Genomic DNA, 26,541 nt, shown 5'->3' with positions numbered 1-26,541 from the left:
CGAATCCCCCCTGCCCCAGGGGTCAGATGTGGTCAGTGAATGCCTGAATCAGTCGGCTACTTCGCGGCGCTGCCGAAGGCGCTCGACAGGTACGCCCGGGAGTCGGCGATGGCACCCTCGATAATCCGGGCCGCCTCGCGGGCCTCCTCCGGCCGGTGGTCGGCCTGCACCTGTAGCCGGAACCGTGACGAACCGGTCGGCGTCACCGGGAACTCCACCATGAACGCGAGCACCCCCCGGTCGAACAACAGCCGGTTCGCGACACGGGCCAGCTTCTCGTTGCCGATCAGCAGCGGCACGATCGGTGACGGCTCGCCCATACAGGTCAGGCCGCGCGTGGTGAGTTCGTCGCGCAGGGCGTCGATGGCGGCGAAGAGCCGCCCGCGCAGCTCGTCGCCCTCCGGCGACCGGATGATCCGGGCCGCCTCCAGCACCACCGCGGTCTGCACCGGGGAGAGCGCGTTGGAGAAGAAGTGCGAGCCGCCGAACATCTTGATGTACTGCTTCAACGCCGGTGAGTTGGACGCGACGAATCCGCCGTTGGAGCAGAACGTCTTCGAGAACGCGCCCATCACGATGTCGACGCTGCCGAGCAGACCCTGCAGCCCCAGTACGCCGGTGCCACCCGGTCCCATCGAGCCCAGGTCGTGCGCGACGTCGACGAGCAGGGTGGCGTCGTACTCCCGGCAGACTCGTTGCAGGGTGACCAGGTCGGGCCAGTCGGCGTCGACCGAGAAGAGACCGTCGGTGACGACGAGGACCCCGTTGCGGGTGTCCCGACCACGGATGTCGGCCAGGTGCTGGCGTACCGATTCGACGTTGAGGTGTTCGTAGCGCACCACGTTGCGGGTGGCCGCTCGGGCGCCCTGCTGCAGGCAGGAGTGGGCCAGCCGATCGATGAGGATGTGGTCCTCCTGGCGGACCAGGCCGACCACCGCGCCGAATCCGGCGGCCCACCCGGTCGGGAAGAGCGTCACGTGCTCGAGCCCGACCAGGTCACCGAGGGCCCTCTCCAACTCGTCGGAGATGCGGGTGTTACCGAGCACCATCGGCGAGCCGGCGCTGTGCGGACCGTAGTCGCGCATCGCCCGCTCGGCTGCCGTCCGGATCGCCGGATGAGTGTTGAACGACAGGTAGTCCTGGGAGTTGAAGTTGATGCCCCGGGTACGCCGACCGAGGTCGTTGGTGATCTCGGCGACGCTGCCCGGTGCCGCCTCCAACACCCGGGAGTACTGCCACGTCTCGGTCCGCCGCCGGGCGAGCACCCAGTCGTGGAAGTCCTCCGTGCGAGTCAGCAGGTTGCGGCCGGCCGGGCGGTAGAAGTCGTACGCGTTCTTGTCCAGCGCGTACTCCTCGTCGGGGTCGACGGGGTTGCGAAGGTGCGCCGGCTCCCACATCTCCTCAAGGTCGGCGACCACCTGGGCGAGTTCGTCGTCGGCGCCGTCGAGGCTCGCGAAGTCGTCCCACGGGATGTGGGTCGCCCAGTTGCGGATCATCTCGGACACCTCGGCCGCGGTACGGGCCATCGTCGTCACGTCGCCGCGTCGGGCCGCGCCGAGAATGATCTCGATGAGCTCGCCGTCTTCACGCTGGTCCAGACCAGTGGTCACGGTGTTGCCTCCCGGGGCAAGGTGTGTCAGGCGAAAAGGTTCTGCTGGTACATGCGGGACGTCGCGGCGAAGTCCTCGAAGATCGGGTAGCCGGCGGACGTTTCCTTCGCCGCGTCGTTGAGCAGGAACAGGTTCGATGCCTGGAAGAACTCCGAGACCGGCGCGACGTCGGCGTGGGTGGCGATGAACCGGTCGATCTCCTGCTGGTTGCCGCGCAGCGCGACGAACAGCTGAAGCTCGTCGTGCCGGTACGGACGCATCTCGGCGAGCGTGCAGACGTAGTCGTAGTAGGCCGCCGCGTCCTGGCCGCGGCGTCGCCTCTCGTACGACGCCATCACCTCGTCGAACGACGCGTCGTCGGACAGCCAGCGGTCCAGCGCGGCGGAGGCCAGCTCGGCGTCCCGGAAGGCGTGTGTCATCCCGATCGCGGTGCACTGGTCTTTGAACGATTCAGCGTCGCCGACGAGCACCCAGCCGGGCCCGTGCAGCGGCCGGAGGAACGCCGCCTGGTCGAGGGTGCCGTAGATGCGCTCCTCCCGGGTCCCCTGGGCGCGCACCAGCTCACCGAGTTCCGGGCTGACGAAGTCCAGCGCCCGCTGGTAGTTGCCGGGTACGTCGGCGCGGAACTCCCGGGACCACTCGCTCGGCCCCCACACCAGGACCATGTTCTGCTCGAAGTTGGTCGGTACGACAGCGCAGGCCAGCCGTCCCCGCCGGTGCAGCTGCGCGGTCTCGATGCTGAATCCGGAGTAGTAGCTCCAGTAGGCGAAGGTGCACCGCGGGCGCTCGTCGAACTTGGGCAGCTGGAGGGTACGCGCCACGAACGAGTTCCGGCCGTCGGCACCGACGACGATCCGGGCCCGCTCCTCGACCGACCGCCCGTCGGGGGCGCGGCCCCGGATGCCGACGACCCGCCCGTCCTCGACGATCAGGTCACGGACGGTGAAGTTGGTGCGTACCTCGGCGCCGGCCTTGGCCGCCGCCTGGACCAGGATCTGGTCCAGCACGCTGCGCCGGATCGAGGCGTAGGTGCGCACCACTCCCGAACCGTCGCCATGCAGGTCGCGGAAGTAGGCTCGCAGCAGCTCCGCCGGGACCGAACCGGTCAACCGGATTCCGTCGTTGACCACGTCGATCTCGGTCTGCGCCGGGGTGACCGCCAGCACCTGCTCCAGCAGTCCCCACCGGTTCAGGTAGGACATTCCGTGCGGCCACAGAAAGTGCGTCGATATGACGTCGCTGGGAAACGATGAGCGGTCCACCACCAGCACCCGGTAACCACGTCGAGCGAGCAGCATCGCCGTGGACGCCCCCGAACAGCGGGCCCCGATCACGATCGCGTCGTACATTCTTGTCGATCCTCCATCGGATGGGCGCACCGCCGGCCCTCCATGTTAGAGGCACCGGCGGGGCGTACCCCCCTGACGCAAGAAGGGGCGCGAAGGGAGCAAGTTCCCTATTACCGCAAGGTGCCGATCTCCATGCCGCGTCGAATGCCAGCTTTGTCGATCATCGATGGTTATGCCGCTTCGGGTCGCGGCGGCACAAGGTGAGACCGACCGAGGCAGAATCAGGGTTGAAAGGCTGCCGTGTTCTCGCGTACCCAGTTGGTGAACGTCCGTGCCGGGCGACCGGTGACCTGTTCGACGGTCGGCAGCACGGTGTAGCCGGCCTCGGGTGGGTTGGTGCGCATGGTGAGGAAGAACTCGATGTCCTCGTCGGAGTATCCCTCCGCACGCCACCGGGCGATGACCTCGTCGGTGGTCAGCTCGACGTACCGGATCTCGCGGCCGAGCACCTGGCCGAGCTGTTCGATGCGCTCCGGGACGGTCAGCGCCTGCGGGCCGGTGAGCCAAAGGTCCCGCCCGGCGTGCCCGTCGGTGGTGAGCGCGACCGCCGCGACCGCGGCGATGTCGGCCTCGTGGATCAGCGCGCTCTTCGCGTCCGGGAACGCCTCGCGGACGATTCCTTCGGCGCGGATGCTCTCGGCCCAATCCAGCGTGTTGGACATGAATTCGACCGGCGACAGGTGGGTCCACTGCAGTCCGCTGGCCTCGACGGCCTCCTCCAGCGGGCCCTTGCTGATGTCACCGCGAAGAACGGTGACCCTGCGGACCCCCGCTCGCCGCGCCAGATCGACGATCCGGTCGGCCTCCTTGAGCGGGGCGTAGTCGTCGCCGAACGTGATGAGGTGGGCCGCGGTGACGCCGGCGAACGCGTCCACCAGGCTGTCGAGGTCGGTGAGGTTGCCGGCGGTCACGTCGACACCGTCGGGCAGGTTGGCCTCCGTCGGGCGGCGGGTCAGGGCGCGGACGGGATGTCCGGCGGCTGCCAGCTGCGCGACGAGGTGGCGGCCGACGGTGCCGGTGGCTCCGGTCACGAGAATCGTCATACCTCCGACGCTAGAAAGATCCGCGGTCAGATCCTGTCCGCGAATGCCTGACATGCTGTGAGCGTGTTGAACGTGTCGGCGCGGTTGCTGCGGCTGCTGTCCCTGCTGCAGTCCCGGCGAGACTGGTCGGGCGGGGCGCTGGCGGAACGCCTCGACGTGAGCGCGCGCACGGTGCGTCGCGACGTCGACAAACTGCGGCTTCTCGGGTACCCGATCGAGGCGATCGGCGGCGTCGGCGGCGGATACCGGCTGGCGGCCGGCGCGGCGCTGCCGCCGCTGCTGCTCGACGACGACGAAGCGGTGGCCGTCGCCGTCAGCCTGCGGACGGCGGCGGCGCTGGCCGTCACCGGCATCGAGGAAACGTCGGTCCGCGCGCTGGCGAAGGTCGACCAGGTGTTGCCGGCACGACTGCGGCATCGGGTGAATGCCTTCGGCGCGGCGGTGGTGACGCTGCCGGCGTCCGGACCGACGGTGGATCCCACGATCCTCACCGCCGTGGCGGCGGCCGTGCGCGATTGTGAACGACTGCGCTTTGACTACGTCGCCCGCGACGGCTCGACATCTCGACGCGACGTGGAGCCGTACCGCATCGTCCACAGCGGACGGCGTTGGTACCTCTACGGTTGGGACGTCCAGGCGGCGGACTGGCGGACGTTCCGCACCGACCGGCTGTCGCCGCGCGTGCCAGCCGGGCCCCGGTTCCGGCCACGACCGCTGCCGGCCGAGGACGTCGCCGTCCACGTCGCCCTCGGCATGACGTCCCGGCAGTACCGGCACCAGGCGGTCCTGACCATGTACGCGCCGGCGGACGCGGTCGCCGAGGAGGTGCCGCCCACTCTGGGTGTGATCGAGCGGATCGACGAGCACACCTGCACGTTGCGGATCGGGTCGGACAACCTCGACCAGCTCGCCGTGTGGGTGGCCGCGTTCGGCTTCGAGTTCGCGGTACGTGAACCGGCGGAGCTACGCGCACACGTCGACACGCTCGCCGGGCGCCTCGGCCGGGCCGCCTCCCGGCGCACGGCGTGGCCCGCGGTTCGCCCAGGTTCCGACCTCAGTTCCCCAGGCACTCCCGCAGTGCGGCGGTGAGCCGGTTGGCACGTTCGTCGTCCACGCCGCCCATCTGATTGACCACATTGCTTGGACCTAGATCACGAACACTGGTTGACTGGTCGTGACCTTGCAGCCGGACCGGGATTCGCCGAACGGAGTGCCGATGGCCCGTGAAGTTCTTCTCTTCCGCCGCGCCGTGAGCAAGGCTGCCGCCACGGTCGTGACCGTGCTACTCGTCGCCGTGCTCGGCCCCGCAGTCGACCCCACGCCCGCGAGCGCCGCGGCGCCACCCCGGGTGGAGGGTGTGCTACCTGATGGCTCGACCTACGTGATGGACGTGCCGGCGAACTGGAACGGCACCGTGCTGCTCTACAGCCATGGCTACGTGCCCGACAACGTGGCGAACCCGGCCCGCAACGCGCCCAGCGACAACGTCCGCACCGCGTTGCTGGAGGCCGGATACGCGCAGATCGGATCCTCGTACCCCGCGACCGGTTGGATTGTGCAGGGGGCCCTGTCCGCTCAACTGGCCACGTTGGACAAGTTCGAAGCCCAGTTCGGCCCGGCCCGGCGAACGATCGCGTGGGGTACGTCCATGGGGGGCATGATCACCACCGGACTCGCCGAACGATTCAGCCACCGGTTCGACGGAACGGTGACCATGTGCGGACTCCAACAGGGCGCCGTAGCCAACTGGAACAACAACGTCGACACCCTCTTCGCCATCCGCGCCCTGCTGGCGGCGGGCTCGACCGCACCGTTGGTACGACTGCCCGGACAGGCCGCCGCCCTCGCCTCCACCGCCGAACTGACCGCCGCCCTCGACGCGGCACAGGCGACCCCGCAGGGCCGCGCCCGCATCGCGCTCGCCGCAGCGTTTCGCAACATCCCGGCATGGACCGACCCGGCTCGGCCGGAACCGGACGCGGACGACCACGACACCGCACAGCGCAACCAGTTCGAGGCGCTCCGCCAGTTCGTCAAGACGGGGCTCACCTGGCGGCAGGAAGCCGAAGAACACGCCGGCGGCAACATGTCCTGGAACATCGGCGTCGACTACGGCCGCATCTTCGCGCACTCCGCCAACCGACAGCAGGTCGAGCAGTTGTACGCGCGGTCAGGGCTGTCGCTGCGCGACGACCTGGCCGCGCTGGCCGCCGCACCGCGCATCACCGCAGATCCGGCAGCGGTCCGCCACATGATCCGAAACATCTCCTTCACCGGCCGGCTCACCACGCCGATGATCAGCATCCACACCACCGGCGACCCGCTCGTCCCGGTACAGGCCGAGAAAGCCTACGCCGAAGCGGTCAGCGACGCCGGCCGCTCGCGACTGTTGCGCCAGGGATACGTCCACCGAGCCGGACACTGCACCTTCACCACCGGTGAGATGCTGGCGGCAGTTGACGCCCTCGATCACAGGATCAGCGCAGGACAGTGGCCCGACACGTCCCCTGGCACGCTGAACCGACTCGCAGCGGACCTGGACCCCACGGCGACCCACGCCTACGCCCCCTACCGACCTGGCCCGTACCCCCGGCCGTTCCACCTGCGCCACTGACACCGACCACCGGTATCCCCGGCTGGCAGGCCCACGGACACCCTCGCGGTGGTGGTCGGTGGATCCGCTCTCCAGGAGGTCCAGGTGGTGCGGCCCAGCGTCGGTAGGAGGTTAGGAACCTCCACGAGAAGGTATAGGGCCGTATGGCGACGACGGGTCCGGCTCGAGGGATACCGGTGCGGGCCGGACAGCCAGGTGCGAGCCGGCCAGCCGAGCCGCCCAACATCCTGTTCATCCTGGCCGACGATCTGGGCTGGGCGGATCTCGGCTGTTACGGCTCGACGGCGATCCGCACGCCGAACCTCGATCGACTGGCCGGGGAGGGCCTGCTGTTCCGCCACGGCTACGCGTGCACGCCGTGGTGCTCTCCGACCCGCATCGGGCTGTACACCGGGCGCTATCCGACCCGGTTGCCGGCGGGCCTGGAAGAGCCGCTGACCACGCACGCGGAGGGCAGCGGGATTCCGGCCGAGCATCCGACCCTGTCGTCGTTGCTGCTGGCCGCGGGTTACCAGACGGCAATGTTCGGTAAGTGGCACTGCGGGTGGCTGCCCTGGTACAGCCCGTTGCGCATCGGTTTCCAGACCTTCTTCGGCAACTTCGACGGAGCGATCGACTACTTCGAGCACGTCAGCACAATGGGCGAGGCCGACCTGTACGAGGGTGAGACTCCGGTCGAGGAGGCCGGCTACTACACCTCCCTGATCTCCGAACGCGCGGCCGACTTCGTCGCCGCCGACCGCGACGGCCCCTTCTACGTCCAGCTCAACTACACCGCGCCGCACTGGCCGTGGGAGGGCCCAGGTGACCGGGAGGTCGGCGCGGAGATCCGGCGCAGGTTCAGCCAGCAGTCGGTGCCCACCCCGTTGATCCACCCTGACGGCGGCTCGCTGGCGAAGTACGCCGAGCTGGTCGAGGAGCTGGACGCCGGCGTCGGGAAGGTGCTCGCCGCATTGGCCGACGCCGGCCGCGCCGACAACACCGTCGTTGTCTTCACCTCCGACAACGGCGGTGAGCGGTGGTCGAAGAACTGGCCGCTCGTGGGCGAGAAGGGCGATCTGGCCGAGGGTGGCATCCGGGTCCCGCTGATCCTGCGGTGGCCGGCGGCCGTCACCGGCGGCCAGGTCACCGACCACCCGATCAACACCCTCGACCTGACCGCGACACTGGTCGACGCCGGCGGATCGGCACCGGATGAGGGCTTTCCGCTGGACGGGGTGGACCTGATGCCGTGGTTGGTCGACGGCGCCGACTTCCCCGAGCACGACCTGTTCTGGCGTACCTCGAATCAGGGGGCGTTACGCCGCGGTCGGTTCAAGTACCTGTACGACCGTCGCGACCGGTCGGTACTGGGCAACTGGCCACGCCGAGAGGGCCCCTTCCACCTCCTCTACGACGTCTCGGTGGACGGCCGTGAGCAGGCGGACATCGCCGCCCGCCATCCCGACCTGCTGAACGACCTACGCGAGACGTGGGAGCGAACCGACGCGCAGTTGCTGCCCTACCCGGCGGGTCATCCAGGTGTGCCGCAGCCGGAGGCGAAGCCCGCGACCAGCGAGCCGGACTAGGGGCTGATCGGATGATGCAGGTCGTTCTCTCCACGGTGGGAAACCTGGCGGTCCTGCTGTTCGCCGTGACCTCGATGCTCTCGGTGGGCTTCGCCTACTCGGTCAGGCAGATCCTCGGCCCGCTGCGTGACCTGGGGGCTCTGGCGCGGGCGCTATTGGCCAACTTCGTGCTGGTCCCCCTGCTCGCGCTCGGCATCCTGTGGCTCTGGCCGCTCGACCGTCCGCTGGAGGCGGGGCTGATCCTGGTGGCGATGTCCGCCGGCGCACCGTTCCTGGTCAAGTTGACGGCGGTAGCCCAGTCCGAGGTCAGCCTCAGCGCCACACTGCTGGTGCTGCTGCTGCCGGCCACCGTCGTGTACGCGCCGATCGTGATACCCCAGGTGCTTCCCGAAGCGGATGTCTCCGCCGGTGCCCTCGCGGTGCCGCTGCTGCTGACCATGCTCCTGCCGCTCGCCGCCGGCCTGCTGGCCCACAACCGTTGGCCCGCCCTGGCCCGGCGGTTGGCACCGATCGCCCGCCACTTTTCGACCGTCGCGTTGGTGGTGCTCGTCCTGGCCACCACACTGGCCAACATTCCGACGATCACCGACCTCTTCACCAAGGGAGCGATCGTGCCACCCCTGGTGGTGATCGCAGGTGGGTTCGTCATCGGCTACCTGCTCGGCGGAAAGGACCGCAACGCCCGTGAGGTACTCGGGCTCGGCACCGCGCAACGCAACATATCGGCCGCAACCGTGATGGCCACCCAGGGCTTCGACGCCGCCGAAACGGTCGTCATGGTGATCGCGACCTCACTGGCGGGCTTCGCGCTGCTCTTCCCCATCGCCGGGGTACTGCGCAAGCGGGAGCCCGTCGCCACGGCCCGAACTGGCTGAAGCGCAAGCAGGTGCGGTCGACGCGCCTACTCCACGGCTATCCGTACGGTCTGGACACCCTTGTCAACGGCGACGTCGAGAACACGAGGCCCTTCGCCACGCGGGACCACGCTGATACTGCCGTCGCGTTCCAGGTAGGCGAGCCGCACACGCGACAGGTCCGCCTCACTTCCCGTACCGCGAAGGGCCTCGTCGAGATCCAGCCGGGATACGTGGCTCTTTCGCATCCCGGCACGGTTGAGGTGCCCGTCCTCGACAAGCAGGACCGGGCGGCCCTTGACGAGCGGGCCGAACCAGTCGAAGTGACAGGACACGGTCGCGATCAGCCGATGCACCATGATGAGCACGAAGCCGGCGAGCCAGACCGCGACGAGCCCCAGGCTGTTCGTGATGGCGCGGCTCATGACCGAACCGAAGATGATCGCCACAATGAGGTCGAACGCCGTCGCCTTGCCGAACAGCCGCTTGTGCCCGAGCCGGACGATCGCCAGCGCCACCACGAAGGTCGACACCGCCCGCAGCGCCATCTGACCGGGGTTGAGTTCCTCCGCGCCGATGCCGAGCAGGGACTCCAGCAGACTCGTCATCCAATCCACCACTCAAGTCCCTACCCATAACCATAGAAATGCGACATTTGGAGCATACGACAAGCGCCGTCGGATAACAGCGCAGTCGCTGCAGCAGTGACGGCGCCCGACTGTCGGACACCGCCACAGCGGCGCACTGGGACAGGTCGCCACCTGGCCGCTACGCGGCGGCGTCCTCCAGCAGCCGCAACGCGAGCTGCTGCAGCTCGGGGCCGGCCTTCTCCGGACTGCCGGTGTCGAACGGCGGATCCGGGTCGTACTCAACCGCCAGTTGCAGCGCCTGCGCAGTTCTTTCGTCGACCAGCTTGGCAGCCAGGTGCAGGGCCATGTCGATACCAGCCGACACCCCCGCCGCCGTGATGATCTTCCCGGATTCCACGAACCGGCCCGGTGTGTAAACCGCACCGAACGTCGACTCCATATAGGACCGCGACGCCCAGTACGTGGTGGCTGGTAGCCCGCGCAGCAGCCCGGCCGCGCCGAGGATCAACGCACCCGTACAGACGGACACCGTCCACGTGCTCCGCTCGTGCAACCGGCGCACCCAGTCGACCGTCTCGGCGTCCTCCATGGCCGCGATCACGCCCCGGTTGCCAGCGCCCGGGACCAGGAGCACGTCCGCGTGCCGCACCTGCCGCAGCGCCCGGTCGGCGACCAGCCCGAGCACGCCAGTGTCGGTACGTACCGGACCGACCCGCTTCGCCACCGTCACCACCGACGCGCCCGGCACCCGAGACAGCACCTCGTACGGCCCAACCGCGTCCAACGCGGTGATCCCGTCGTACAGCAGGATCGCCACCCGCGGCCCACGCGACCCCGACCCGGCCACGGCCGGCTCGGGCAGTCCCGTGGCGGCCAGACCCGCCCCGACACCACCAAACGCCGCAGCCTTCAACAACGCACGCCGACCACCTTCGGCCATACTGGCCTCCTTCAGATGACAACCTGACCTCAGGTAGTCGGCGGGGAACCCGTTCCAGTTCCCGACCGGTGAGAAAGCCCCTGCTGCCCGGGACGTCGATCGACAACGAGTGGGGCAGGCGACCGGCCGGTGGTCAGCTGACCGCGATCCCACGGCTTCATGATCTTGTGCGTCCGAAGGGGCTCGAACCCTCACCCTCCAGCGAGATTGATCGTCCGGGTTCAGGTGGCACCTTCGGCGGCGGGCACGCCTGCCGGTACCCAGCGCACCGAGTCGCCTGCGCGGATGATGTCACTGGTCCGACTCGCGGCGGCCCCGCGTTCCCTGGGACAGAGCCAGTGCCGGGCGATGGTAACGCCCAACTGCGTCATCAGGTTTCGCTGAAGGTCCGTCGGTAGGCGCCGGGTGTGGTGCCGAGATGCGCCCGGAAACGGCGACGCAGGTTGACCGCCGAGGCGAGTCCGACCCGGGTGGCGATGGCTTCCACCGGAAGGTCGGTCTGTTCCAGCAGTATCCGTGCCGCGTCAAGGCGCTGGTTGAGCAGCCACTGTCCCGGGCTGGTGCCGAGCTGTTCGGTGAACCGCCGGGCGAGGGTTCGGCTGGATAGTCCGGCGCGTTCGGCGAGGTGGCCGAGGGTCAGTTGGGTGTCGAGGTGGGAGGTCGCCCACTCCAGCAGTGGCGCCAACGACTCGTCCGCCCTGGCCGGTGCGGGCTGTGCGGCGTACTGGAGTTGGCTGCCCTCCCGGTGCGGCGGCAGGACCATGCGCCGGGCGATCTGGGCGGCGTACGCCGCGCCGTGGTCGGAACGCACCAGGTGCAGGCACAAGTCGATGCCGGCGCCGGTCCCGGCGCTGGTCGCCACGTCGCCGTGGTCCACGAAGAGCACGTCCGGATCCACCTGCACCTCGGGAAAGGCTGCGGCGAACCGGGCGGCGCTGCGCCAGTGGGTGGTGGCGCGGCGGCCGTCGAGCAGTCCGGCCTGAGCGAGGACGAACGCCCCCGTGCAGATCGCGACGATCCTCGCCCCGCGCTGGTGGGCGTCCCGCAGCGCCTCGGTGACGTTCGGTGGCACGGGTGCGTCGGGCGGCTGCCAGCCGGGAACGATCACGGTGTCCGCCTCCCGTAGGGCGGCCAGCCCCGCCTCGACGAGCATCGCGTAGCCGGCGCCGGTCGGCACGGGTCCGGGACGCTCGGCGCAGACGCGGAAGCTGTAGCGGGGCGGGGCGTCCTGCGGGGCGGTACCGAAGACCTCTGAGGCGCAGGCCAGCTCGAAAGGCGACTGCGGCGGGGTGAGCAGGGCCACCACCCGGTGAAGCAACATGGCAAGAATGTATCTGAGAATGTCATTCCAGACACTCGGCTGCGAGACCGGTCTCGGCCACAGTGACCCCATGAGCGAAATCATCGAATCGACGGTGCTGCGGGCCGAGGTCGAGGTCGACGGCGAGCCGGCCAGCTACCTGACCGTGGAGCAGGACGGCCCGGCCGTGCTGATGCTGCACGGAACGTACTGGAGCCGGGTCTGGCTTCCGGTGATGGACCGCCTCGCCGCGGCGGGGCTGCGACCCATCGCGGTCGACCTGCCGGGACTTGGGCGCTCGGGAGGCGAACTCACCCTGGAAACCGGCACGGTCCCGGCCCTCGCGGACTGGGTGGCGCGCTTCGCCTCCGCGCTGAAGCTCTCCGGGCCGATCGCCGTAGCAGGTCATGACATCGGCGGCGCCGTCGCCCAGCATCTCCTCGTCCACGATCGGCTGGACGTGTCCCGGCTGGCATTGGTCAACTCGGTCACCTACGACTCCTGGCCGGTGTCCAGCGTCGCCCGGTTCCGGGACCCGGCGATCGTCGCCGCGACCACCGCCGACGAGATTCTCACCGCCCGCCGGCAAGCCGTGACAGCAGCACTGGCCGGTGCCGCCACCGAGCAGCGGATCGCGGACTACCTGAACCCGTGGACCGATGCGCGGGTTCGCCGCTCCTGGATGGCCATGGTCGGCGGGGCCGACAACCGCTACACCCGCGACATTGTTCCCGCGCTGCGACAGAATCCGATACCCAAGTTGCTGATCTGGGGCGAGGACGACGGCTTCCAGAAGGTGGAGTACGCCGAGCGGTTCGCCTCGGAGATCCCGCACGCCACACTCATACGTATCCCGGGTGCAGGGCACATCCCCACGGAGAACGCGCCCGACCAGGTCGCGCGCGCGCTCACTGATTTCTTCACGGCGTAGAGGCTTGGTGGGCGGCCTGTGAGCTGCCGTCGTCGTTTCGGTCGCTACGGGTGCGATTCGTCGCCACCGCGCATCGCATGCAGGCTGCACGCCACGGACAGCGCGGCGTTCCGGCCACCGTCCCGCGCGACGTCGGTGTTGTCGACGCTGGTCCAGCGGCCGATCTGCTCAGCGGGCATGACGGGGCTTCCCTACCGCGAAAGTTCTCGCGGCCCTCGTGGTTCCCGTCGGTGCAGCTCTCAACATGATCGTGATGCCACCGCAGTACGAGAGCCTGATGGCGGCGCCGGTCACCCTGACCGTGTGGGTGCCGCTGCGACGGCCGCAATCGTGGTGGTGACCCGTGCCGTCCATGCCGGGCGGCATGGCAGCGCCCGCCAGCGGCAGCCCCGCGCCGGGAAGTTGCTGGACGGCGAACAGGTCCGCCGTCCAGCAACGAGGTCCCGATTCTCGGAACGGCGGACGGGTCAGAGGGTTACCACCCTGCCGCCGAGGGTGACGACGAGGCGACCGTCCGGCGCGAAGGACCAGCCCAGAGAGCCGGTGTAGTTCGCGCAGCGGGTTCCGTTCGCGCCGTCCCAGAACTGGTTGGAGCCGTCGGCGTCGCCGACGATCCGGTCTGTCGATCCGCTGTTGCACGAGGTGTTGTTGCGGAACACCGAGGAGCCGGCGTCGAAGTTGAAGTTGCGCTCCTCGTTGTTGGTGCCGAGGTTGTTGGAGATCTGCATCGAGCCGTTGTTGCGGTTGTAGGTGAAGCCGTGCTTGCCGTTGTCGTGGGCGATGTTGCGCCGGATGACGTGGTTGACCCCGATGTCCTCGCCGCCGAGTTTGTAGCCGTTGCGGTCGCCGTTGCCGGCTTGGCCGCCGTTGCTGAGGGTGCCGTTCTCGTAGGCCAGGGAGTCCTCGATGGTCACCGCGCCGATCGGGCCGGTGTCCGTCTTGGTGAACAGGTCGTAACCGTCGTCGATGTTGTTGTGGGCCACGGTGTAGCGGAACACGTTGCCAGGACCGACGGTGAGCTTCGGGGCGAAGCCGTCGGCGTCCTCACCGTCGGAGTCGACGTTGTCGTGCGACTCGGTGCTCAGGATGAGGTTGTGGGACGGCCACTGGTCCCGGGGGGCGCCAGCTGCCAGCCGCGAGAGCTGTAGCCCCGAGTCCCGGTTGAACCGCGTGATCACGCGCTCGATGATGTTGTTGTTGCCGGCGAGGAGGATCCCGTTGTCGCCGGCGCGTTCGACGACGAGGCCGTGGACGTGCCAGTAGTTCCCGCCCACGACGATCCCGCGGTTCGCCGGATCCTCGCTCTGTGCGGAGAAGTTGAGGATCGGGGTCTCACCGGGGTAGGCGAACAGCTTCTTCCGGGCGCTTGAGCTGCCGTTGTTGCCCTGCGCGATCGTGATGGTCTGCGAGTAGTGGTAGGTGCCGCCGCGCATGTAGATCGCCCCGCCGGCGGCGACACGGGTGATCGCCGAGGTGAGGGTGGTCGGGTTCGACTCGGATCCGGCTGCGCTGTCGCTGCCGTTCGGCGCCACATACAGCGCGCCACTGGGTGGGGGCGTGGTCGGCGGGGCTGTTGTCGGCGGTGCCGAGGTCGGCGGAGCCGTGGTGGGACTGTTCACCACGACGTCGTCGAAGCGGGCGCTGGCGTACTCGGTGAACAGGGCGATCCGCCCGCTGCTGGTCATCGCGTTGGTGCCCGACGCGACCTCAGTGCCGTTGACGAAGCCGCGCAACGTGCTGCCGCTGGCCTCGATGCGCAAGGTGTACCAGGTGCCGGTGGACACGCTCAGCGACGCTGATCCGATCACCGTGATCGAGCTACCGTTCATCGCCTGCAACTCCACCCGATTGGCATTGATCAGTGCCAATCGATACATCGTGGTTGATCCGCTGGCCCGGGCCGCCAGAGCCACCACCCGGTTCGAGCCGTTGAACGACAGCGGTTTGACCCGAGCCTGCACTGCGTAGTCGCTCCAACCGGAGTTGCCGTTGAGGAGCCGGGCGCGGCTGCTGGCGGTGTCGGACTGCTGGAGGACCTGCGAGCCGTCGGACACCACGGACCAGCTGCCGCCGGACTTCGACCAACCGCTGGTGCTGCCGTTCTCGAAGTCGGCCGAGAACAGCGGCGCCGCCTGCGCGGTGACGGCAGCGCCGAGCGCGAGGACGACCGAGGCCAGCGCGGTGCTGGTCGCGGCGACGAGCCCGGCTCTTGTACGTCTCATGGTGCTACCTCCTGGGTGAGCCGGGCAGCGGTGAGAACGACAACTGCCCGGGGACGGGGCGATCCGGACTTATCAGGACCCGGGCGCGCCTCCCGTCCGCGTGGTCGGCGGTGTGGGTGAGTGGGGCCTGGCCAGGAAAGCGCGTTCCCACCGACAGGAACAATGTTCGATCGAAGACTTTGCATCTGTCGAACCGGTCCCCCGGTGTTTGTTATCCCCGACCGCCCCGAGCGTCAACGAAACGGGGACGTCCGTCACGAGCGGGCGGAACCACCGACGCACAGTTCGCCGGCCCCCGGTTCTGGCTGCAACGGCCGAACGACACACCGGCGTGTCAGCATGACGATCCGCCTGGAAAGGGTGCTCATGAGGACAGCTCTGATCACTGCCGCCCGCGCCGGCGACGAACAAGCCGTGGCGGCCGTGGTCGCCGAGGCCATGCCGCTGGTGTACAACCTGGTAGGCAAGGCGTTGAGCGGCAGCCCGGACACCGACGATGTGGTTCAGGAGACGATGCTGCGCGTCGTGCGGGGCATCAGCGGGCTCAAGGACCCTGAGCGCTTCCGGGCCTGGGTCATCTCGATCGCCTACCGACAGATACAGGACCGCGGCCGGTCGGTCCGGGCGGCGACCGCGCTCGGCCCGCTGACCGACGACGTCTCGGACTTGCCGGACCCGTCCGGCGACCTCGCCGACTCCACACTGTTTCGACTGCACCTGGCGAGTGAGCGCCGCGAGGCGTACGAGGCCAGCCGCTGGCTCAGCCACGAAGACCAGCGTGTCCTGATGCTGTGGTGGCAGGAGGTCGCCGGCACGCTGACCCGCGCCGAGTTGTCCAGGCAGCTAGGTCTCAATCCCGCCCACGCGGCTGTCCGGGTGCAGCGCGTCAAGGCACAACTGGCGCTCGCCCGTACCCTGCTACGTGCGTGGCGGGCGAGCCCACGCTGCGACGGCCTGACCGTGGCAGCGAAACGCCTGGCCGGGCCGTCCGGCCCGCGCTGGCTGAGCCGGCTGGGCCGACACGTGCGCGGATGCGACCGGTGCCGGGCCCACGAACGGGAACTGATCCCCGCCGAACACTTGCTGTCCGGTGCCAACCTGGCGCCCGCCCTCGCCGCGTTGGCCGCGTCGACCGGCGCGACCGGTGCTCTCGGTGGCCTAGCGTCACCGCTGGTGGACCTGCTCCAACGGACCGGCCGCTACCTGCTCGCGAAACTCGTTCCGGTCGGCGGCCTGGTCACTGCCAGCGCCGCCACCATCTTCGTCGCCGCCGTCCACCACACGCCGGACACCAGCAACGGCGAGGGGTACGCGCCGCCGCCGGCCGCAACCGCTCCGAGTTCGTCTCGGACGGCTACCCCCGCCGTCGCACCGTCCGCCGTCGCCCCAACCGCCGGCACTCCGGCCGCCGCAGCGGCCGACGGCTTCCGCGGCGTCACCACCGCCACCTATTTCGTGGCTCCCGACGGCAGCGACGACAACCCCGGCGGGCTCGACCGGCCGTTCGCCACAGTGACCAAGGCGGTGAGCGTGGTCCGCCCCGGCGAGACGATCGCCCTGCGTGGCGGACGCTACCGTCCCACGCGCCCGGTCGAGATCACGACCAGCGGCACCCCCGAGCAGCGGATCATCATCAGCAACTACCGGAGCGAGCGCCCTGTCATCGACGCCTCCGGCCTGCCGGACAAGACGTCGTTCGTCACGCAGCGAGCCAGCTACTGGGTGGTGCAGGGCTTGGAGATCAGCGGAGCACCCGGCCACGCCTACCTCTGCCGGTCTTGCCGGCGCAGCGTGTTCCGGGCGCTGTCCCTGCACGACAACGGCGGGACCGCCCTGCTGCTACGGGACAACGGAACCGTGGGGAACCTCGTCGTCGACAGCGACTTCTTCCACAATCGAGACCACGACACCCATGGCGAGACCGGCGACGGGCTTGGCATCGAGTATGGATCAGGTGCCGACAACGTCGTCCGCGGCTGCCGGTTCTACGAAAACGCCGACGACGGCATGGGCCTGCACGAGTTCACCAGCGCGGTACGGATCGAGCGGTCCTGGTCGTTCGGCAACGGCGTGAACCGCTGGGGCTTGGAGCCATTCGACGGCGACGGCTACGGCTTCAAGCTCGGCGGTGGCGACCCGGCACCCGCCGTCGACCACAGCATCACCGACAGCGCGGCGTGGGACAACGCCGGCTACGGATTCACCGAGAGCAGCAACGCCGGTGCGCTGTCGGTCCGCAGCAACACCGCCTTCCGCAACGGCGAGGCCGGCTTCGCCTTCGAGCTGTCCGCGGCGCTGCTGCACAACAACCTCGCGGTCGACAACGGCGACGACGCGCGGATCGGCGGACGCGTGAACGCAGCCGACAACTCGTGGGACCAGCCCGGCTGGAGCGCGGCGGCACTGGTCACCGCGAACCCGGCCTCGGCGCTGGCACCGCGGGCACGGGACGGCTCTCTACCCCGGACAGTCTTCCTGACCAATACCAAGGACAAACGCATCGGTGCCGCCATGAACCCTGGCCGGTAGGCGGCCGCGGTCCGCGACCACGTCCGGGTCGCCGGTGGCCAACACCGCGTTCCACTGCCTGAAGAGGTACGCACCGGTTCCCCCACCAGGGCGGCACCGACGGTGCCCGCGATGACGGTTTGAGATGTCCTGCGCACGGCCCAACCTCTTCGGCCGCCTCGTCCTGGCCCTCGTGTGCCGACAGGACTGGTTTCCTCCTCCGGCTTCACCCGTCTGTCGCGGCCCGCGCCGGAGGTCGGTTGTCGTCGTCGGAGAAGACCCGTGCCGGCACGGTGGAGTGAGCATCCAGGGAGGAGCGATGTAAGAGTTTCTAGACATGATGTCAAAGCCGCGTTACTCTGACAATGTCAAAAATTCTGTACAACCGAGAGGTCGACTGTGACACACGAGGAGAAACGCGCCTGGATCATGCTGGTCGTCAGCGTGGTCGCCTACGCCAGCTATGCGGTCGTCGTCCTGGGCCGGGTCGACGGCGGGCCGCTGTCCGCCGTGCCGTACGCCGGCGCTCTCTTATGGACGGTCGGTGGTGCCATCGTCGCGAACATCGCGGCCGAGATCGCGATGGGCATCGCGAACCCGCGGGCATCACGCGTCAAGGATGTGCGCGACAAGGAGATCGGACGGCTCGGCGAGCACGTCGGCCAGTCGTTCGTGGTCATCGGCGCGGTGTCGGCGATGCTCATGGCGTTGGCCGAGTGGGACTGGTTCTGGATCGCCAACGTCGTCTACCTCTGCTTCGTGCTGTCGGCCGTGGTCGGCGCCCTGACGAAGGTGATCGCCTACCGCAAGGGCGTCCCGCAGTGGTGAAACCGACCCGCGTCACGAACAACATCCGGGCGCTGCGCTTCGCGCACCACGAAATGACCCAGGCCGAGCTCGCCGAGCGGATCGGCGTGACCCGGCAGACCGTCATCGCCATCGAGCAGGGCAGGTACTCGCCCTCGCTGGAGATCGCATTCCGGATCGCCCACGCGCTCGGCGTGCGGCTCGACGACGTGTTCCAGTACCCCAACCCCGAGGAGACAGCGCCGTGAAAGCCATCGTCCAGGACACCTACGGCTCGACAGACGCGCTACGGCTCCGCGACATCGACAAGCCGACCGTTGGCGACGACGAGGTGCTCGTCCAGGTACGCGCGGCCGCGATCGACCCCGGAGTGTGGATCTTCATGGCCGGCCGACCATACCTGGTGCGTCTGGCGAGCGGGCTGCGCCGACCCCGGGTAGCGGTGCGCGGCCGGGATCTGGCCGGGGTGGTATCCGCGGTCGGTGCCCGGGTGACCAGATTCCAACCAGGCGACGAGGTGTACGGCACCTGCCTGCGCGGATCGTACGCCGAATTCGCGAGCGCACCGGCGCAACGACTGGCACGCAAGCCGGTCAACCTGTCGTTCGAGCAAGCCGCCGCGGTGCCCGTCTCCGGGATGACGGCACTGAGGGCGGTGCGTGACAGTGGCGCGGTGCGCCCGGGTGCCCGGGTGATGGTGATCGGCGCGGCCGGTGGCGTCGGGGCCTTCGCCGTGCAGATCGCCAAGGCGTACGGCGCGACGGTGACCGGCGTCTGTGCCCCGACCAAGACCGATTTCGTCCGCGCCCTCGGTGCCGACGACGTCATCGACTACACCCGCGAGGAGATCGACCGCGACGGCCCGGTGTATGACGTCGTCATCGACACCGGCGGTGACCGCCCCCTGTCCCTGTTGCGGCGCGCACTCACCTCGCACGGGACGCTGGCCCTGGTCGGCGGTACGTACTCCCAGGGCCGGCTGCTCGGCGGCTACGGCCGGCAGATGTTCCGCGCGCCGCTGCTGTCCATGCTTGTCGGTCAGCAGCTGCGCAGTGTGACCGCGGTGGAGCGCGCCGACGACCTCGAAGAACTGCGGGAACTCATCGAGTCCGGTGCGCTCACCCCGGCGATAGACCGCACTTATCCTCTTGCGGAAGTACCGGATGCGATCCGGCACTTCGCGGAAGGGCACCCGGCAGGAAAGGTCGTCGTTACCATCTGACCCCGCCACGCGAAGGGGTGATCGGATTCGCGTAGCCGGACCCGGACACCCGAAGAGTCCCGATCTCGTCGGCGCCGCGGGCATAGGCATCTACCCATACCCGCGGCGTCAAAGGTCCTACGTCGACAGCAACGAGAACACGTTGCCGTTCACGCCGCCGCCGGGTAGGGCCGACCAGGCACTACCGTTCCAGCGTGCGATCTTGCTCGCCGGCTGCCCCCCTGCGTTGTCGAAGAAGCCGCCGACGACGAGGAAGCCCGCGTGGGGGGTCACCGCGAACACGCCGTCGTCCGTCCCGACACCGGAGGGACCGGAGAGCGCCGACCAGGTGGAGCCGTTCCACACCACGACGTTGTTCACCACGGCACCGCCTACCCGGGTGAACTGCCCACCGGCGACGAGCAGCCCGTTGTAGACGGTGAAGTCGCGGACATCGCCGTTCAAGCGACCACCCGGCTGCCCGCCCAGCACCGACCACTGGCCATTGAGACGCACCGCCACGTCGTTGACGCTGAAGTTGTTCTCGCTGTAGGCCCGAGACGCCACCAGCGCGCCGTTGTAGTTCTCCACGGCCAGCACCGTGGCACCCTCGATCGGCTGGCCCACCGAGGACCAGGTGCTGCCGTTCCACGCGGCGATACTGTTGGCGGCCACCCCACCGGCGGCAGTGAACAAGCCCGCGACGACGAGCTTGCCGTCGACAACGGTCAGGTCCCACACCGGCGCGCTGATACTTCCTGCGTACTCGGTGCCGACGCCCGACGGGCCCGGCAGGGCGGACCAGTCGCTGCCGTTCCACCGGGCGATGTTGTTCACGGTCACCCCACCGGCGCGTGGAAAGGATCCACCGACGTACAGGTCACCGTTGTAGACGGCCAGGGAAGCGACGAACCCGAGCGGCCGGACCACGACGCCGATGGCCCCACTCGATCCGACCAGCGGCTCCCAGGTGGTCCCGTTCCAGCTGGCGATGCCGCTGACCACCACGCCGCCCGCCTCCATGAACGAGCCGGCGGCGATGAGCTTGCCGTTGTACATGGTCAACGCGTCGACCGTCTCGTCGGCACCCTCGCCGTTGGGGCCGGACAGCGCGGACCAGTCGACTCCGTTCCAGGCCGCGATGCTCGTGGCACCTGTCCCACCGGCCTGGGTGAAGTTGCCGCCGGCAAAAAGCTTGCCGCCGGGAATGGCGTTCGAGGCCGCCGCGGCGCCGGAGAAGGCCACGGTCCCGGCGACCACGACGACGAGACCCAGCACTGCCTGCGCCACCGCCCGCAGCAGACGGCGGGCAGCACGGCCCGACGTCGGTTTCTTGGACACCTTCACGCAATCCCCCGATCTCGGAAACGGCACAATGCCGCTTCCCCGTAAGGTGATGGAAGCCGTGGTGCCACGGTCGCCGCCGCGTTTCCGCCAGCAGCCCTTCATATCGACACACGGCTAAGTCTTGCCTTGGCCAGAGTCAAGCAAGCTCCGACGTTGCGCGTCAAGCAAACAACCGCGTGAGCCACGTCTCTGCCCGACAGAGACCGGCCAAGCCGACGAGACCGGTGGCGACTCATCCAGCAACAGGCTCAACGATTCGTTCAAACTCCTGCAAACAAAAACCCTCAGGCCGGTAAATCATTTGTCATCACGGCGACAATTTCTTCGTGTGCGGACCACTCAGCCATCAAGATCATCTAGCCCTGAAACCCCGTCACCGATCCGATGCCAACTGCGGCGACGCTCGTTTCGGTTAGAGCATGTCTTGAGCCAGATGCGGTAGGACACGAATATGCTGGTCATGTCGTAGCCAGTAGTGGCTGGGGCTGCACGGTTCGCCCCGAGAACCACCAGAGACCGACAAGGGCTCGACAGCGGAGAGGTGAGCGGCGTGGAAGGCGGCTGGCGCGCGCACCCGCACGCCGTCGACGACCGGATGGATCTCCCCCTGTCGAGCCCTGCCGGGTCGTAGGCACAGGCGCCATTCAAGGTGGCCGCGCAAGACCTGCGAGACCTCCCCTACGAGGTGGTCATCACCGACAGAGTGACCCAGTGGCTCGCCCCTGCCCGAAGCTCGACTGCATCCAGATCCAGCCAACGATGTGAACGACACAGCGGCGTCGACAACTCAGCCTGACTGGATCACCGGTAGCTGGCAGCGAACCCACCGCAGGGCGAACCCCAACCGCGAGTGCGCCCCCACGATGCTCTGCGACCAGCTCACGAGAAGACCCGCCCCAGCTTCTGCCGATCCGGCAGCCTCGGCGTACCCGCCGAACTGATCTTGCCTACCGGAACTTCCGAGCGTTGGTCCTCAAAGGTTCGATCGGCGGCCAAGCGCCGCCGGGCGGGTGGGGGAGCACCTGTACGGAGCCGTTGACCGTTGAGGCCGCACATCGGTCCCACGCCCGGGCCCGACACGCAGGAGCGCCCGCTGCGTCGGTCATGCTCGAGCCTTGCGCACCTATGCTGTGCCTCGGCCGGGAGGTGAGCGACAACCGCGTACACGCTTGACAGGCCCCGATGGTCGCAGGAGGGTTCGTGCAACGTCAGCCGCTGGTCATCGCCGTCGCCCAACCACGGATCACGTCGTACGACATCGTCTCGAACGCGGCCGTGCATGCCGACACGGTCCGGGCCGCGCACGCGCGGGTGGTGGTCTTTCCCGAGCTCTCACTGACGGGGTACGAGCTGGACGCACCGGCGATCACCACCGACGACCCAAGGCTGACGCCGATCGTCAAGGCGTGCGCCGACAGGGGGACCACCGCGCTGGTGGGCGCGCCGGTACAGGGTGAGGCGGGTCGCGAGCACATCGCGATGCTGGCCATCGACAGCGTCGGCCCGCGAGTGGCCTACCGGAAGGTGCACGTGCACGATTCCGAGGAACGGTTCAGCCCCGGTGACGGGCCCGCGGTGCTCGAAGTGGACGGCTGGCGGCTGGGCCTGGCTATCTGCCGTGACACCCGCTTCGCCGAGCACGACGCGGCCACCGCGGCACTCGGCATGGACGTCTATGTCGCGGCTGTCGTCGACCATGCCCGCGACGCCCACGTGTCAGCCGAGCGAGCTCAGCGGGTCATCGCCGACCGTGGGGTGTGGGTCGCCACGGCGAGCTTCGCCGGCTGCACCGGCGGCGGCTTCGATCAGACGGCAGGCGGCTCAGCGATATGGGCGCCCGACGGCGGGATCCTCGCGCAGGCAGGACCGGAACCCGGGAAGATCATACGGGCCACCCTGCGCGACTATGCCTGAGCCGGAGTTGGAAGAGTACGGGCGAAGCACTCCGACTGGAGGGCACCGGCGTAGGGGCCGAAGTTGTCGATGCGCTCATAGCCTTCCCGCTGGTAGAACCGGATCGCCTCGGGCTGCAACGTTCCCGTTTCGAGCACCAGCCGACGCACGCCGGCGGCCTGGGCGCGCGCTTCGAGATCCCGCAGGATCGCGGTGGCCACACCGGCGCCGCGGTACGCCGGGTCGACGTACATTCGCTTGATCTCGGCCACACCCGGTTCCAGCACCCGCAGCCCACCACAGCCGACGGCACCGCCGTCGCGGGTGTGGGCGACGACGAACACGGCGACGTCGTCCGCGCTGGGCGCCGTGCCCGGCTCGTGATCGTCGTTTCCGTACCGGGCATCAAGCTCGGCGCGTTGGGCCGCGCGAAGCCGGACGGCCTCGGGCGCATCCCACGGGTGCGCGACGACGACCACATTCATCGGAACCACCTCGTTACCGCAGACGTTAACGTAACGAGCGTTACCGTAACATGCGGTACGGTAACGACGCTGATCCTGCCCCCACCGAAAGGACGGCATGGCTCGTCCCCGCGATATCGACGCCCACCGTCAACGACTGTCAGCCGCCACCTGGGCGGTTCTGGCTCAAGGCGGGCTGACCGGCCTTACGGTGCGGGCCGTCGCCGAACGGGCCGGCTGCACAACCGGCCTGGTCATGCACACCTTCGCCGACAAAGCAGCGTTGCTGCGCCACGCCCGAACCCTGCTGCACCAGCGCACCGCCGAAGGCGCCGAGCAGGCCGAGGCCACCGCCACCGACCCGCGCAGCCGGCTCCACGCCGTGCTGACGCAGGCCGTCACTGTCACCGACGAGAAACGCGAAGAAGCCCGGGTCTGGATCGCCTACACCGCCGCGGCTGTGGCCGACCCCGAGCTGGCCGAACTGCATCGCACACACAACCGCGCGTTCCTCGCGCGCATCGACCGGCTCCTGTCCGACGCACTCCCGCACCTGGCCGACGACGTCCGCGCCGATGCCGCCGTCACCCTCGTCGCCCTGGTCGAGGGCCTCAACACCCTCGCCGCCCTCGACCCGACGACCTATCACACCGACACACAACACCGAGCCGTCGACGACATCCTGACTCGACTTGCCGCAGCACACCCGCACGAGCACGCATCAGGGCCCGCTCCTCTCGATCCGGGTCCACCCGGTCCAACCGCGCTCGGCGACCAGCTCCCGTAGCCGCGCGACGGCGGGGTGGACAGCGTTGGCGAACGAGTCCATCAGGTGCACGAACGCGGTGTCGGGGATGAACTCGTCCTGCCGGTCCAGTTCGCCACTGGCGGCGGCCTGCTCGAACAGCTCGCTCATCAGGTCGGCGATCTCGCGTAGCCGCTCGTCGTCCGTCCAGTCATCCGCGATCCGACCGATGAGCTGGTAGAGCTCGACGACCTTCGGGTTGGCCAGCTGTGCCACCTTGTCGGCCATGAGTTCCGGGATCACCTGCGGCCACCTCGCCGCCATGAGGATCCACGCGTCGCGCTCGTTGTCGACGAGGGCTGCCGGCGCTCCGATGGCACGGAGGCGGTCGAGGTAGTCGACCACCTCTGCGGGGACCGCCAGCGAGTCACTGCAACCGAGCCGCGCGATGCGCCGCCGGTGCTCCTGCAGCTCGCGGATCTGCGTACGCAACCGCTGGTCGATCTCGGTGGTCGCGGCGGCGAAGGTCTCCGGGGCAGCGTCGAGGAGCTCGCTGACCCGGGCCAGGGGGACCCCCGCCTCGGCGAGGGTCCGGATCCGGATGAGTCGCACGACCGCGGCCGCGTCGTAGCTGCGGTAGCCGGAGGGGTCGCGCTCCGGCTCCCGCAGCAGTCCGATCTGGTGGTAGTGCCGCACCGCGCGGATGGTCACACCGGCGTAGGAGGCCAGCTGTCCGATGGTCAGCATGGCTTCAGCCTGCACGACGACGACCCGTCGTCAACTGATTCTGCGGCGGTAGATGTTCATGGCGACGCCGTACGCGACGGCGAGGAGGCCGGCGCACCAGGCGAGGGCGATCCAGATGTCGACACCAACCTGCTGCTGGGCGAACAGGTCGCGGATCGTGTTGACGATCGATGTGACCGGCTGGTTCTCGGCGAAGACGCGCACCGGTCCGGGCATGCTCTGCGTGGGTACGAAGGCGGAGCTGATGAACGGCAGGAAGATGAGCGGGTAGGAGAAGGCGCTGGCGCCATCCACGGATTTGGCGGTGAGGCCCGGGATCACGGCGAGCCAGGTCAGGGCCAGCGTGAACAGCATCATGATGCCGGCGACCGCGAGCCAGGACAGCGCGCTGGCGCCCGAGCGAAAGCCCATGGCGAGGGCGACCAGCACCACCACCACGAGCGAGATGAGGTTGGCGACGAGCGAGGTCAGCACGTGCGCCCACAGCACGGACGCACGGGCGACCGGCATGGACTGGAACCGCTCGAAGATGCCGCTCTTCATGTCAAGGAAGAGCCGGTACGCGGTGTAGGAGATGCCCGAGGCGACCGTGATCAGTAGGATGCCGGGCAGCAGGTAGTTCACGTAACTGTCCGACCCGGTCTGGATCGCGCCGCCGAATACGTAGACGAAGAGCAGCATGAAGGCGATCGGCATGATCGCGGTGGTGATGATGGTGTCCGGGCTGCGGCTGATGTGGCGCAGGGACCGCCCCAGCAGGACAGCGGTGTCACCGAAGAAGTGCTTGTTCATCGAGGGTCCTTGACTGCTCGTGCGGTCGGGGTGGGAACGCCTGCTGTGCCGTCGTCGCCGATGACGGCGAGGAAGACTTCCTCGAGGGTCGGCTGCTTCTCGACGTACTCGACCTTGGCCGGCGGCAGCAGCTGCTTGAGTTCGCCGAGGGTGCCGTTGGCGATGATGCGCCCCTGGTGCAGGATCGCGATCCGGTCGGCGAGCTGTTCGGCCTCGTCGAGGTACTGCGTGGTGAGCAGTACCGTGGTTCCCTGCGTGGCGAGTTCCCGCACGGCCTGCCACACCTCGAGACGCGCCTGTGGATCGAGCCCGGTAGTCGGTTCGTCGAGGAAGATCACTGGCGGATCCCCGATGAGGCTCATCGCGATGTCGAGGCGTCGGCGCATACCGCCCGAGTACGTCGACACCTTCCGGGTGGCCGCGTCAGTGAGCGCGAAGCGGGCCAGCAGGTCGTCCGCGATCCGGCCCGGCTCTCTCAGATGCCGCAACCGGGCAACCAGCACCAGGTTCTCCCGCCCGCTGAGGATCTCGTCGACGGCCGCGAACTGTCCCGTCAGACTGATCGACTCGCGCACCTTTGCCGGCTGTGTGGCGACGTCGAAACCGTTGACGCTGGCCGCTCCCGCGTCGGGTTTGAGCAGCGTGGACAGGATCCGCACGACCGTGGTCTTGCCCGCCCCGTTTGAGCCGAGCAGAGCGAAGATGCTGCCCCGCGCCACGTCGAAGTCCACGCCGCGCAACACGTGCAGCTGACTGTATGACTTCTCCAGGCCCTGGACCTGGATCACCGGCCCCGCTGTCTGGTGAGAATCTCTGGACATGACGCCAGGATGCAGGGTTGACGCTGCGTCAAGGTCAAGTCTGGTAGCGAGGCAGCTCGTCCGCATGGATGCCCGGGGCGGTTCACCCGCGGTTCTCGTGGCAGGCAAATCCGGTCGGGTAGGACGGCGGTTGTCTGATTCGTTCAAGACTGCTGCGCCGGCCGCGTGATGGTCTCGGACCGAATTCCGACTGAT

The 26,541-nt window shown here is 68.7% G+C and carries 23 protein-coding genes and 1 pseudogene; 11 read left to right on the top strand and 13 right to left on the bottom strand.

The genetic code is table 11. The features are described from left to right. Positions 1–56 precede the first annotated feature (56 nt). From E1166_RS01030 to E1166_RS01020, 3 genes are all read right to left on the bottom strand, one after another. A complete protein-coding gene (locus E1166_RS01030; RefSeq protein ID WP_132334898.1) occupies positions 57–1,610 on the bottom strand; it encodes an aminotransferase class I/II-fold pyridoxal phosphate-dependent enzyme in 1,554 nt (517 codons plus the stop codon). A gap of 26 nt (positions 1,611–1,636) precedes the next feature. Continuing rightward, positions 1,637–2,959 (bottom strand): NAD(P)/FAD-dependent oxidoreductase, encoded by a 1,323-nt coding sequence (locus tag E1166_RS01025; RefSeq protein ID WP_132334896.1) that lies wholly within the window; start codon positions 2,957–2,959, stop codon positions 1,637–1,639. A 221-nt stretch (positions 2,960–3,180) separates the two neighbouring features. Beyond that, positions 3,181–4,002: an NAD(P)H-binding protein gene (locus E1166_RS01020; RefSeq protein ID WP_132334894.1), complete on the bottom strand. Its 822-nt coding sequence runs from the start codon at positions 4,000–4,002 to the stop codon at positions 3,181–3,183. A 63-nt stretch (positions 4,003–4,065) separates the two neighbouring features. On the opposite strand from E1166_RS01020, the gene E1166_RS01015 reads away from it, so the two are divergent. The 4 genes from E1166_RS01015 (at position 4,066) to E1166_RS01000 (ending at position 9,059) form a co-directional block, all read left to right on the top strand. Next, positions 4,066–5,091, top strand: coding sequence for a YafY family protein (locus E1166_RS01015; protein WP_132334892.1), 1,026 nt, complete (start codon positions 4,066–4,068; stop codon positions 5,089–5,091). Positions 5,092–5,218: 127 nt separating this feature from the next. Continuing rightward, positions 5,219–6,616, top strand: coding sequence for a hypothetical protein (locus tag E1166_RS01010; RefSeq protein WP_132334890.1), 1,398 nt, complete (start codon positions 5,219–5,221; stop codon positions 6,614–6,616). 176 nt (positions 6,617–6,792) lie between these two features. Further along, positions 6,793–8,184 (top strand): sulfatase-like hydrolase/transferase, encoded by a 1,392-nt coding sequence (locus tag E1166_RS01005; protein WP_207913887.1) that lies wholly within the window; start codon positions 6,793–6,795, stop codon positions 8,182–8,184. A gap of 11 nt (positions 8,185–8,195) precedes the next feature. Beyond that, complete coding sequence (locus tag E1166_RS01000; RefSeq protein WP_207913885.1) at positions 8,196–9,059, top strand: bile acid:sodium symporter; 864 nt, start codon at positions 8,196–8,198, stop codon at positions 9,057–9,059. 26 nt (positions 9,060–9,085) lie between these two features. Here E1166_RS01000 and E1166_RS00995 read toward each other — a convergent pair whose 3' ends face one another. From E1166_RS00995 to E1166_RS00985, 3 genes are all read right to left on the bottom strand, one after another. Continuing rightward, positions 9,086–9,646 (bottom strand): YetF domain-containing protein, encoded by a 561-nt coding sequence (locus tag E1166_RS00995; RefSeq protein ID WP_132334886.1) that lies wholly within the window; start codon positions 9,644–9,646, stop codon positions 9,086–9,088. Between the two features lie 160 nt (positions 9,647–9,806). Then, on the bottom strand, positions 9,807–10,568 hold the full coding sequence (locus tag E1166_RS00990; protein WP_132334884.1) for a DJ-1/PfpI family protein: 762 nt from the start codon (positions 10,566–10,568) through the stop codon (positions 9,807–9,809). 370 nt (positions 10,569–10,938) lie between these two features. Further along, on the bottom strand, positions 10,939–11,889 hold the full coding sequence (locus E1166_RS00985) for a helix-turn-helix domain-containing protein (RefSeq protein ID WP_132334882.1): 951 nt from the start codon (positions 11,887–11,889) through the stop codon (positions 10,939–10,941). Between the two features lie 70 nt (positions 11,890–11,959). On the opposite strand from E1166_RS00985, the gene E1166_RS00980 reads away from it, so the two are divergent. After that, a complete protein-coding gene (locus tag E1166_RS00980; RefSeq protein WP_132334880.1) occupies positions 11,960–12,799 on the top strand; it encodes an alpha/beta hydrolase in 840 nt (279 codons plus the stop codon). A 44-nt stretch (positions 12,800–12,843) separates the two neighbouring features. Here the strand turns inward: E1166_RS00980 and E1166_RS32425 are convergent, their stop codons facing one another. After that, on the bottom strand, positions 12,844–12,978 hold the full coding sequence (locus E1166_RS32425) for a hypothetical protein (RefSeq protein ID WP_279433199.1): 135 nt from the start codon (positions 12,976–12,978) through the stop codon (positions 12,844–12,846). Positions 12,979–13,266: 288 nt separating this feature from the next. After that, on the bottom strand, positions 13,267–15,021 hold the full coding sequence (locus E1166_RS00975) for a family 16 glycoside hydrolase (RefSeq protein WP_132334878.1): 1,755 nt from the start codon (positions 15,019–15,021) through the stop codon (positions 13,267–13,269). Positions 15,022–15,387: 366 nt separating this feature from the next. Here E1166_RS00975 and E1166_RS00970 point away from each other — a divergent pair, with 366 nt between their 5' ends. From E1166_RS00970 to E1166_RS00955, 4 genes are all read left to right on the top strand, one after another. Beyond that, positions 15,388–17,550 carry a sigma-70 family RNA polymerase sigma factor gene (locus E1166_RS00970; RefSeq protein ID WP_165944197.1) on the top strand — a complete coding sequence of 721 codons (2,163 nt, stop codon included), beginning with the start codon at positions 15,388–15,390 and terminating at the stop codon, positions 17,548–17,550. Between the two features lie 378 nt (positions 17,551–17,928). Then, on the top strand, positions 17,929–18,357 hold the full coding sequence (locus tag E1166_RS00965) for a hypothetical protein (RefSeq protein WP_132334874.1): 429 nt from the start codon (positions 17,929–17,931) through the stop codon (positions 18,355–18,357). After that, complete coding sequence (locus E1166_RS00960) at positions 18,351–18,584, top strand: helix-turn-helix transcriptional regulator (protein ID WP_132334872.1); 234 nt, start codon at positions 18,351–18,353, stop codon at positions 18,582–18,584. Before E1166_RS00965 ends, E1166_RS00960 begins: the two co-directional genes overlap by 7 nt. Next, on the top strand, positions 18,581–19,558 hold the full coding sequence (locus tag E1166_RS00955) for an NAD(P)-dependent alcohol dehydrogenase (protein WP_132334870.1): 978 nt from the start codon (positions 18,581–18,583) through the stop codon (positions 19,556–19,558). The genes E1166_RS00960 and E1166_RS00955 overlap by 4 nt, the downstream gene beginning before the upstream one ends. 117 nt (positions 19,559–19,675) lie before the next feature. On the opposite strand, the gene E1166_RS00950 is transcribed toward E1166_RS00955, so the two are convergent. After that, positions 19,676–20,878: a hypothetical protein gene (locus E1166_RS00950; RefSeq protein WP_132334868.1), complete on the bottom strand. Its 1,203-nt coding sequence runs from the start codon at positions 20,876–20,878 to the stop codon at positions 19,676–19,678. 1,188 nt (positions 20,879–22,066) lie between these two features. Between E1166_RS00950 and E1166_RS00945 the strand changes: the two genes are divergently transcribed. Beyond that, positions 22,067–22,798, top strand: a complete 732-nt coding sequence (locus tag E1166_RS00945; RefSeq protein WP_132334866.1) for a carbon-nitrogen hydrolase family protein — start codon at positions 22,067–22,069, stop codon at positions 22,796–22,798. Here E1166_RS00945 and E1166_RS00940 read toward each other — a convergent pair. Then, complete coding sequence (locus tag E1166_RS00940) at positions 22,789–23,262, bottom strand: GNAT family N-acetyltransferase (RefSeq protein ID WP_132334864.1); 474 nt, start codon at positions 23,260–23,262, stop codon at positions 22,789–22,791. The two genes, E1166_RS00945 and E1166_RS00940, sit on opposite strands and share 10 nt — an antisense overlap. A 97-nt stretch (positions 23,263–23,359) precedes the next feature. Here E1166_RS00940 and E1166_RS00935 point away from each other — a divergent pair. After that, positions 23,360–23,941 (top strand): annotated as a pseudogene (locus tag E1166_RS00935) (TetR family transcriptional regulator C-terminal domain-containing protein); the annotation flags it as partial. Between the two features lie 21 nt (positions 23,942–23,962). Here E1166_RS00935 and E1166_RS00930 read toward each other — a convergent pair. Genes E1166_RS00930 through E1166_RS00920 form a run of 3 tightly spaced genes read right to left on the bottom strand, consistent with a single transcriptional unit; the run spans position 23,963 to position 26,346 of the window. After that, positions 23,963–24,733, bottom strand: coding sequence for a MerR family transcriptional regulator (locus E1166_RS00930; RefSeq protein WP_132334860.1), 771 nt, complete (start codon positions 24,731–24,733; stop codon positions 23,963–23,965). A 30-nt stretch (positions 24,734–24,763) separates the two neighbouring features. Continuing rightward, the gene (locus E1166_RS00925) at positions 24,764–25,525 is read right to left on the bottom strand and encodes an ABC transporter permease (protein ID WP_132334858.1); all 762 of its coding nucleotides are present in this window, start codon (positions 25,523–25,525) and stop codon (positions 24,764–24,766) included. Continuing rightward, positions 25,522–26,346, bottom strand: a complete 825-nt coding sequence (locus E1166_RS00920) for an ATP-binding cassette domain-containing protein (RefSeq protein ID WP_132334856.1) — start codon at positions 26,344–26,346, stop codon at positions 25,522–25,524. The genes E1166_RS00925 and E1166_RS00920 overlap by 4 nt, the downstream gene beginning before the upstream one ends. Positions 26,347–26,541: the final 195 nt, after the last annotated feature.

Origin of the sequence: Micromonospora sp. KC213 (genome assembly GCF_004348325.1) — a bacterium.
Taxonomy (GTDB): Bacteria; Actinomycetota; Actinomycetes; order Mycobacteriales; family Micromonosporaceae; genus Micromonospora.
The sequence above is the reverse complement of the archived record's forward strand: the minus strand, read 5'-3'. Positions and strand labels throughout refer to the sequence as shown.

Bases quoted from the DNA above. Each gene is read 5' to 3' on its own strand.
- E1166_RS01025 (WP_132334896.1), bottom strand. From the start codon at position 2,959: ATGTACGACGCGATCGTGATCGGGGCCCGCTGTTCGGGGGCGTCCACG.
- E1166_RS01000 (WP_207913885.1), top strand. From the start codon at position 8,196: ATGATGCAGGTCGTTCTCTCCACGGTGGGAAACCTGGCGGTCCTGCTG.
- E1166_RS00925 (WP_132334858.1), bottom strand. From the start codon at position 25,525: ATGAACAAGCACTTCTTCGGTGACACCGCTGTCCTGCTGGGGCGGTCC.
- E1166_RS00975 (WP_132334878.1), bottom strand. From the start codon at position 15,021: ATGAGACGTACAAGAGCCGGGCTCGTCGCCGCGACCAGCACCGCGCTG.
- E1166_RS00945 (WP_132334866.1), top strand. From the start codon at position 22,067: ATGGTCGCAGGAGGGTTCGTGCAACGTCAGCCGCTGGTCATCGCCGTC.
- E1166_RS00920 (WP_132334856.1), bottom strand. From the start codon at position 26,346: ATGTCCAGAGATTCTCACCAGACAGCGGGGCCGGTGATCCAGGTCCAG.
- E1166_RS00990 (WP_132334884.1), bottom strand. From the start codon at position 10,568: ATGGCCGAAGGTGGTCGGCGTGCGTTGTTGAAGGCTGCGGCGTTTGGT.
- E1166_RS00940 (WP_132334864.1), bottom strand. From the start codon at position 23,262: ATGAATGTGGTCGTCGTCGCGCACCCGTGGGATGCGCCCGAGGCCGTC.
- E1166_RS00930 (WP_132334860.1), bottom strand. From the start codon at position 24,733: ATGCTGACCATCGGACAGCTGGCCTCCTACGCCGGTGTGACCATCCGC.
- E1166_RS01010 (WP_132334890.1), top strand. From the start codon at position 5,219: ATGGCCCGTGAAGTTCTTCTCTTCCGCCGCGCCGTGAGCAAGGCTGCC.
- E1166_RS01020 (WP_132334894.1), bottom strand. From the start codon at position 4,002: ATGACGATTCTCGTGACCGGAGCCACCGGCACCGTCGGCCGCCACCTC.
- E1166_RS00985 (WP_132334882.1), bottom strand. From the start codon at position 11,889: ATGTTGCTTCACCGGGTGGTGGCCCTGCTCACCCCGCCGCAGTCGCCT.
- E1166_RS00995 (WP_132334886.1), bottom strand. From the start codon at position 9,646: ATGACGAGTCTGCTGGAGTCCCTGCTCGGCATCGGCGCGGAGGAACTC.
- E1166_RS00970 (WP_165944197.1), top strand. From the start codon at position 15,388: ATGAGGACAGCTCTGATCACTGCCGCCCGCGCCGGCGACGAACAAGCC.
- E1166_RS32425 (WP_279433199.1), bottom strand. From the start codon at position 12,978: ATGCCCGCTGAGCAGATCGGCCGCTGGACCAGCGTCGACAACACCGAC.
- E1166_RS00980 (WP_132334880.1), top strand. From the start codon at position 11,960: ATGAGCGAAATCATCGAATCGACGGTGCTGCGGGCCGAGGTCGAGGTC.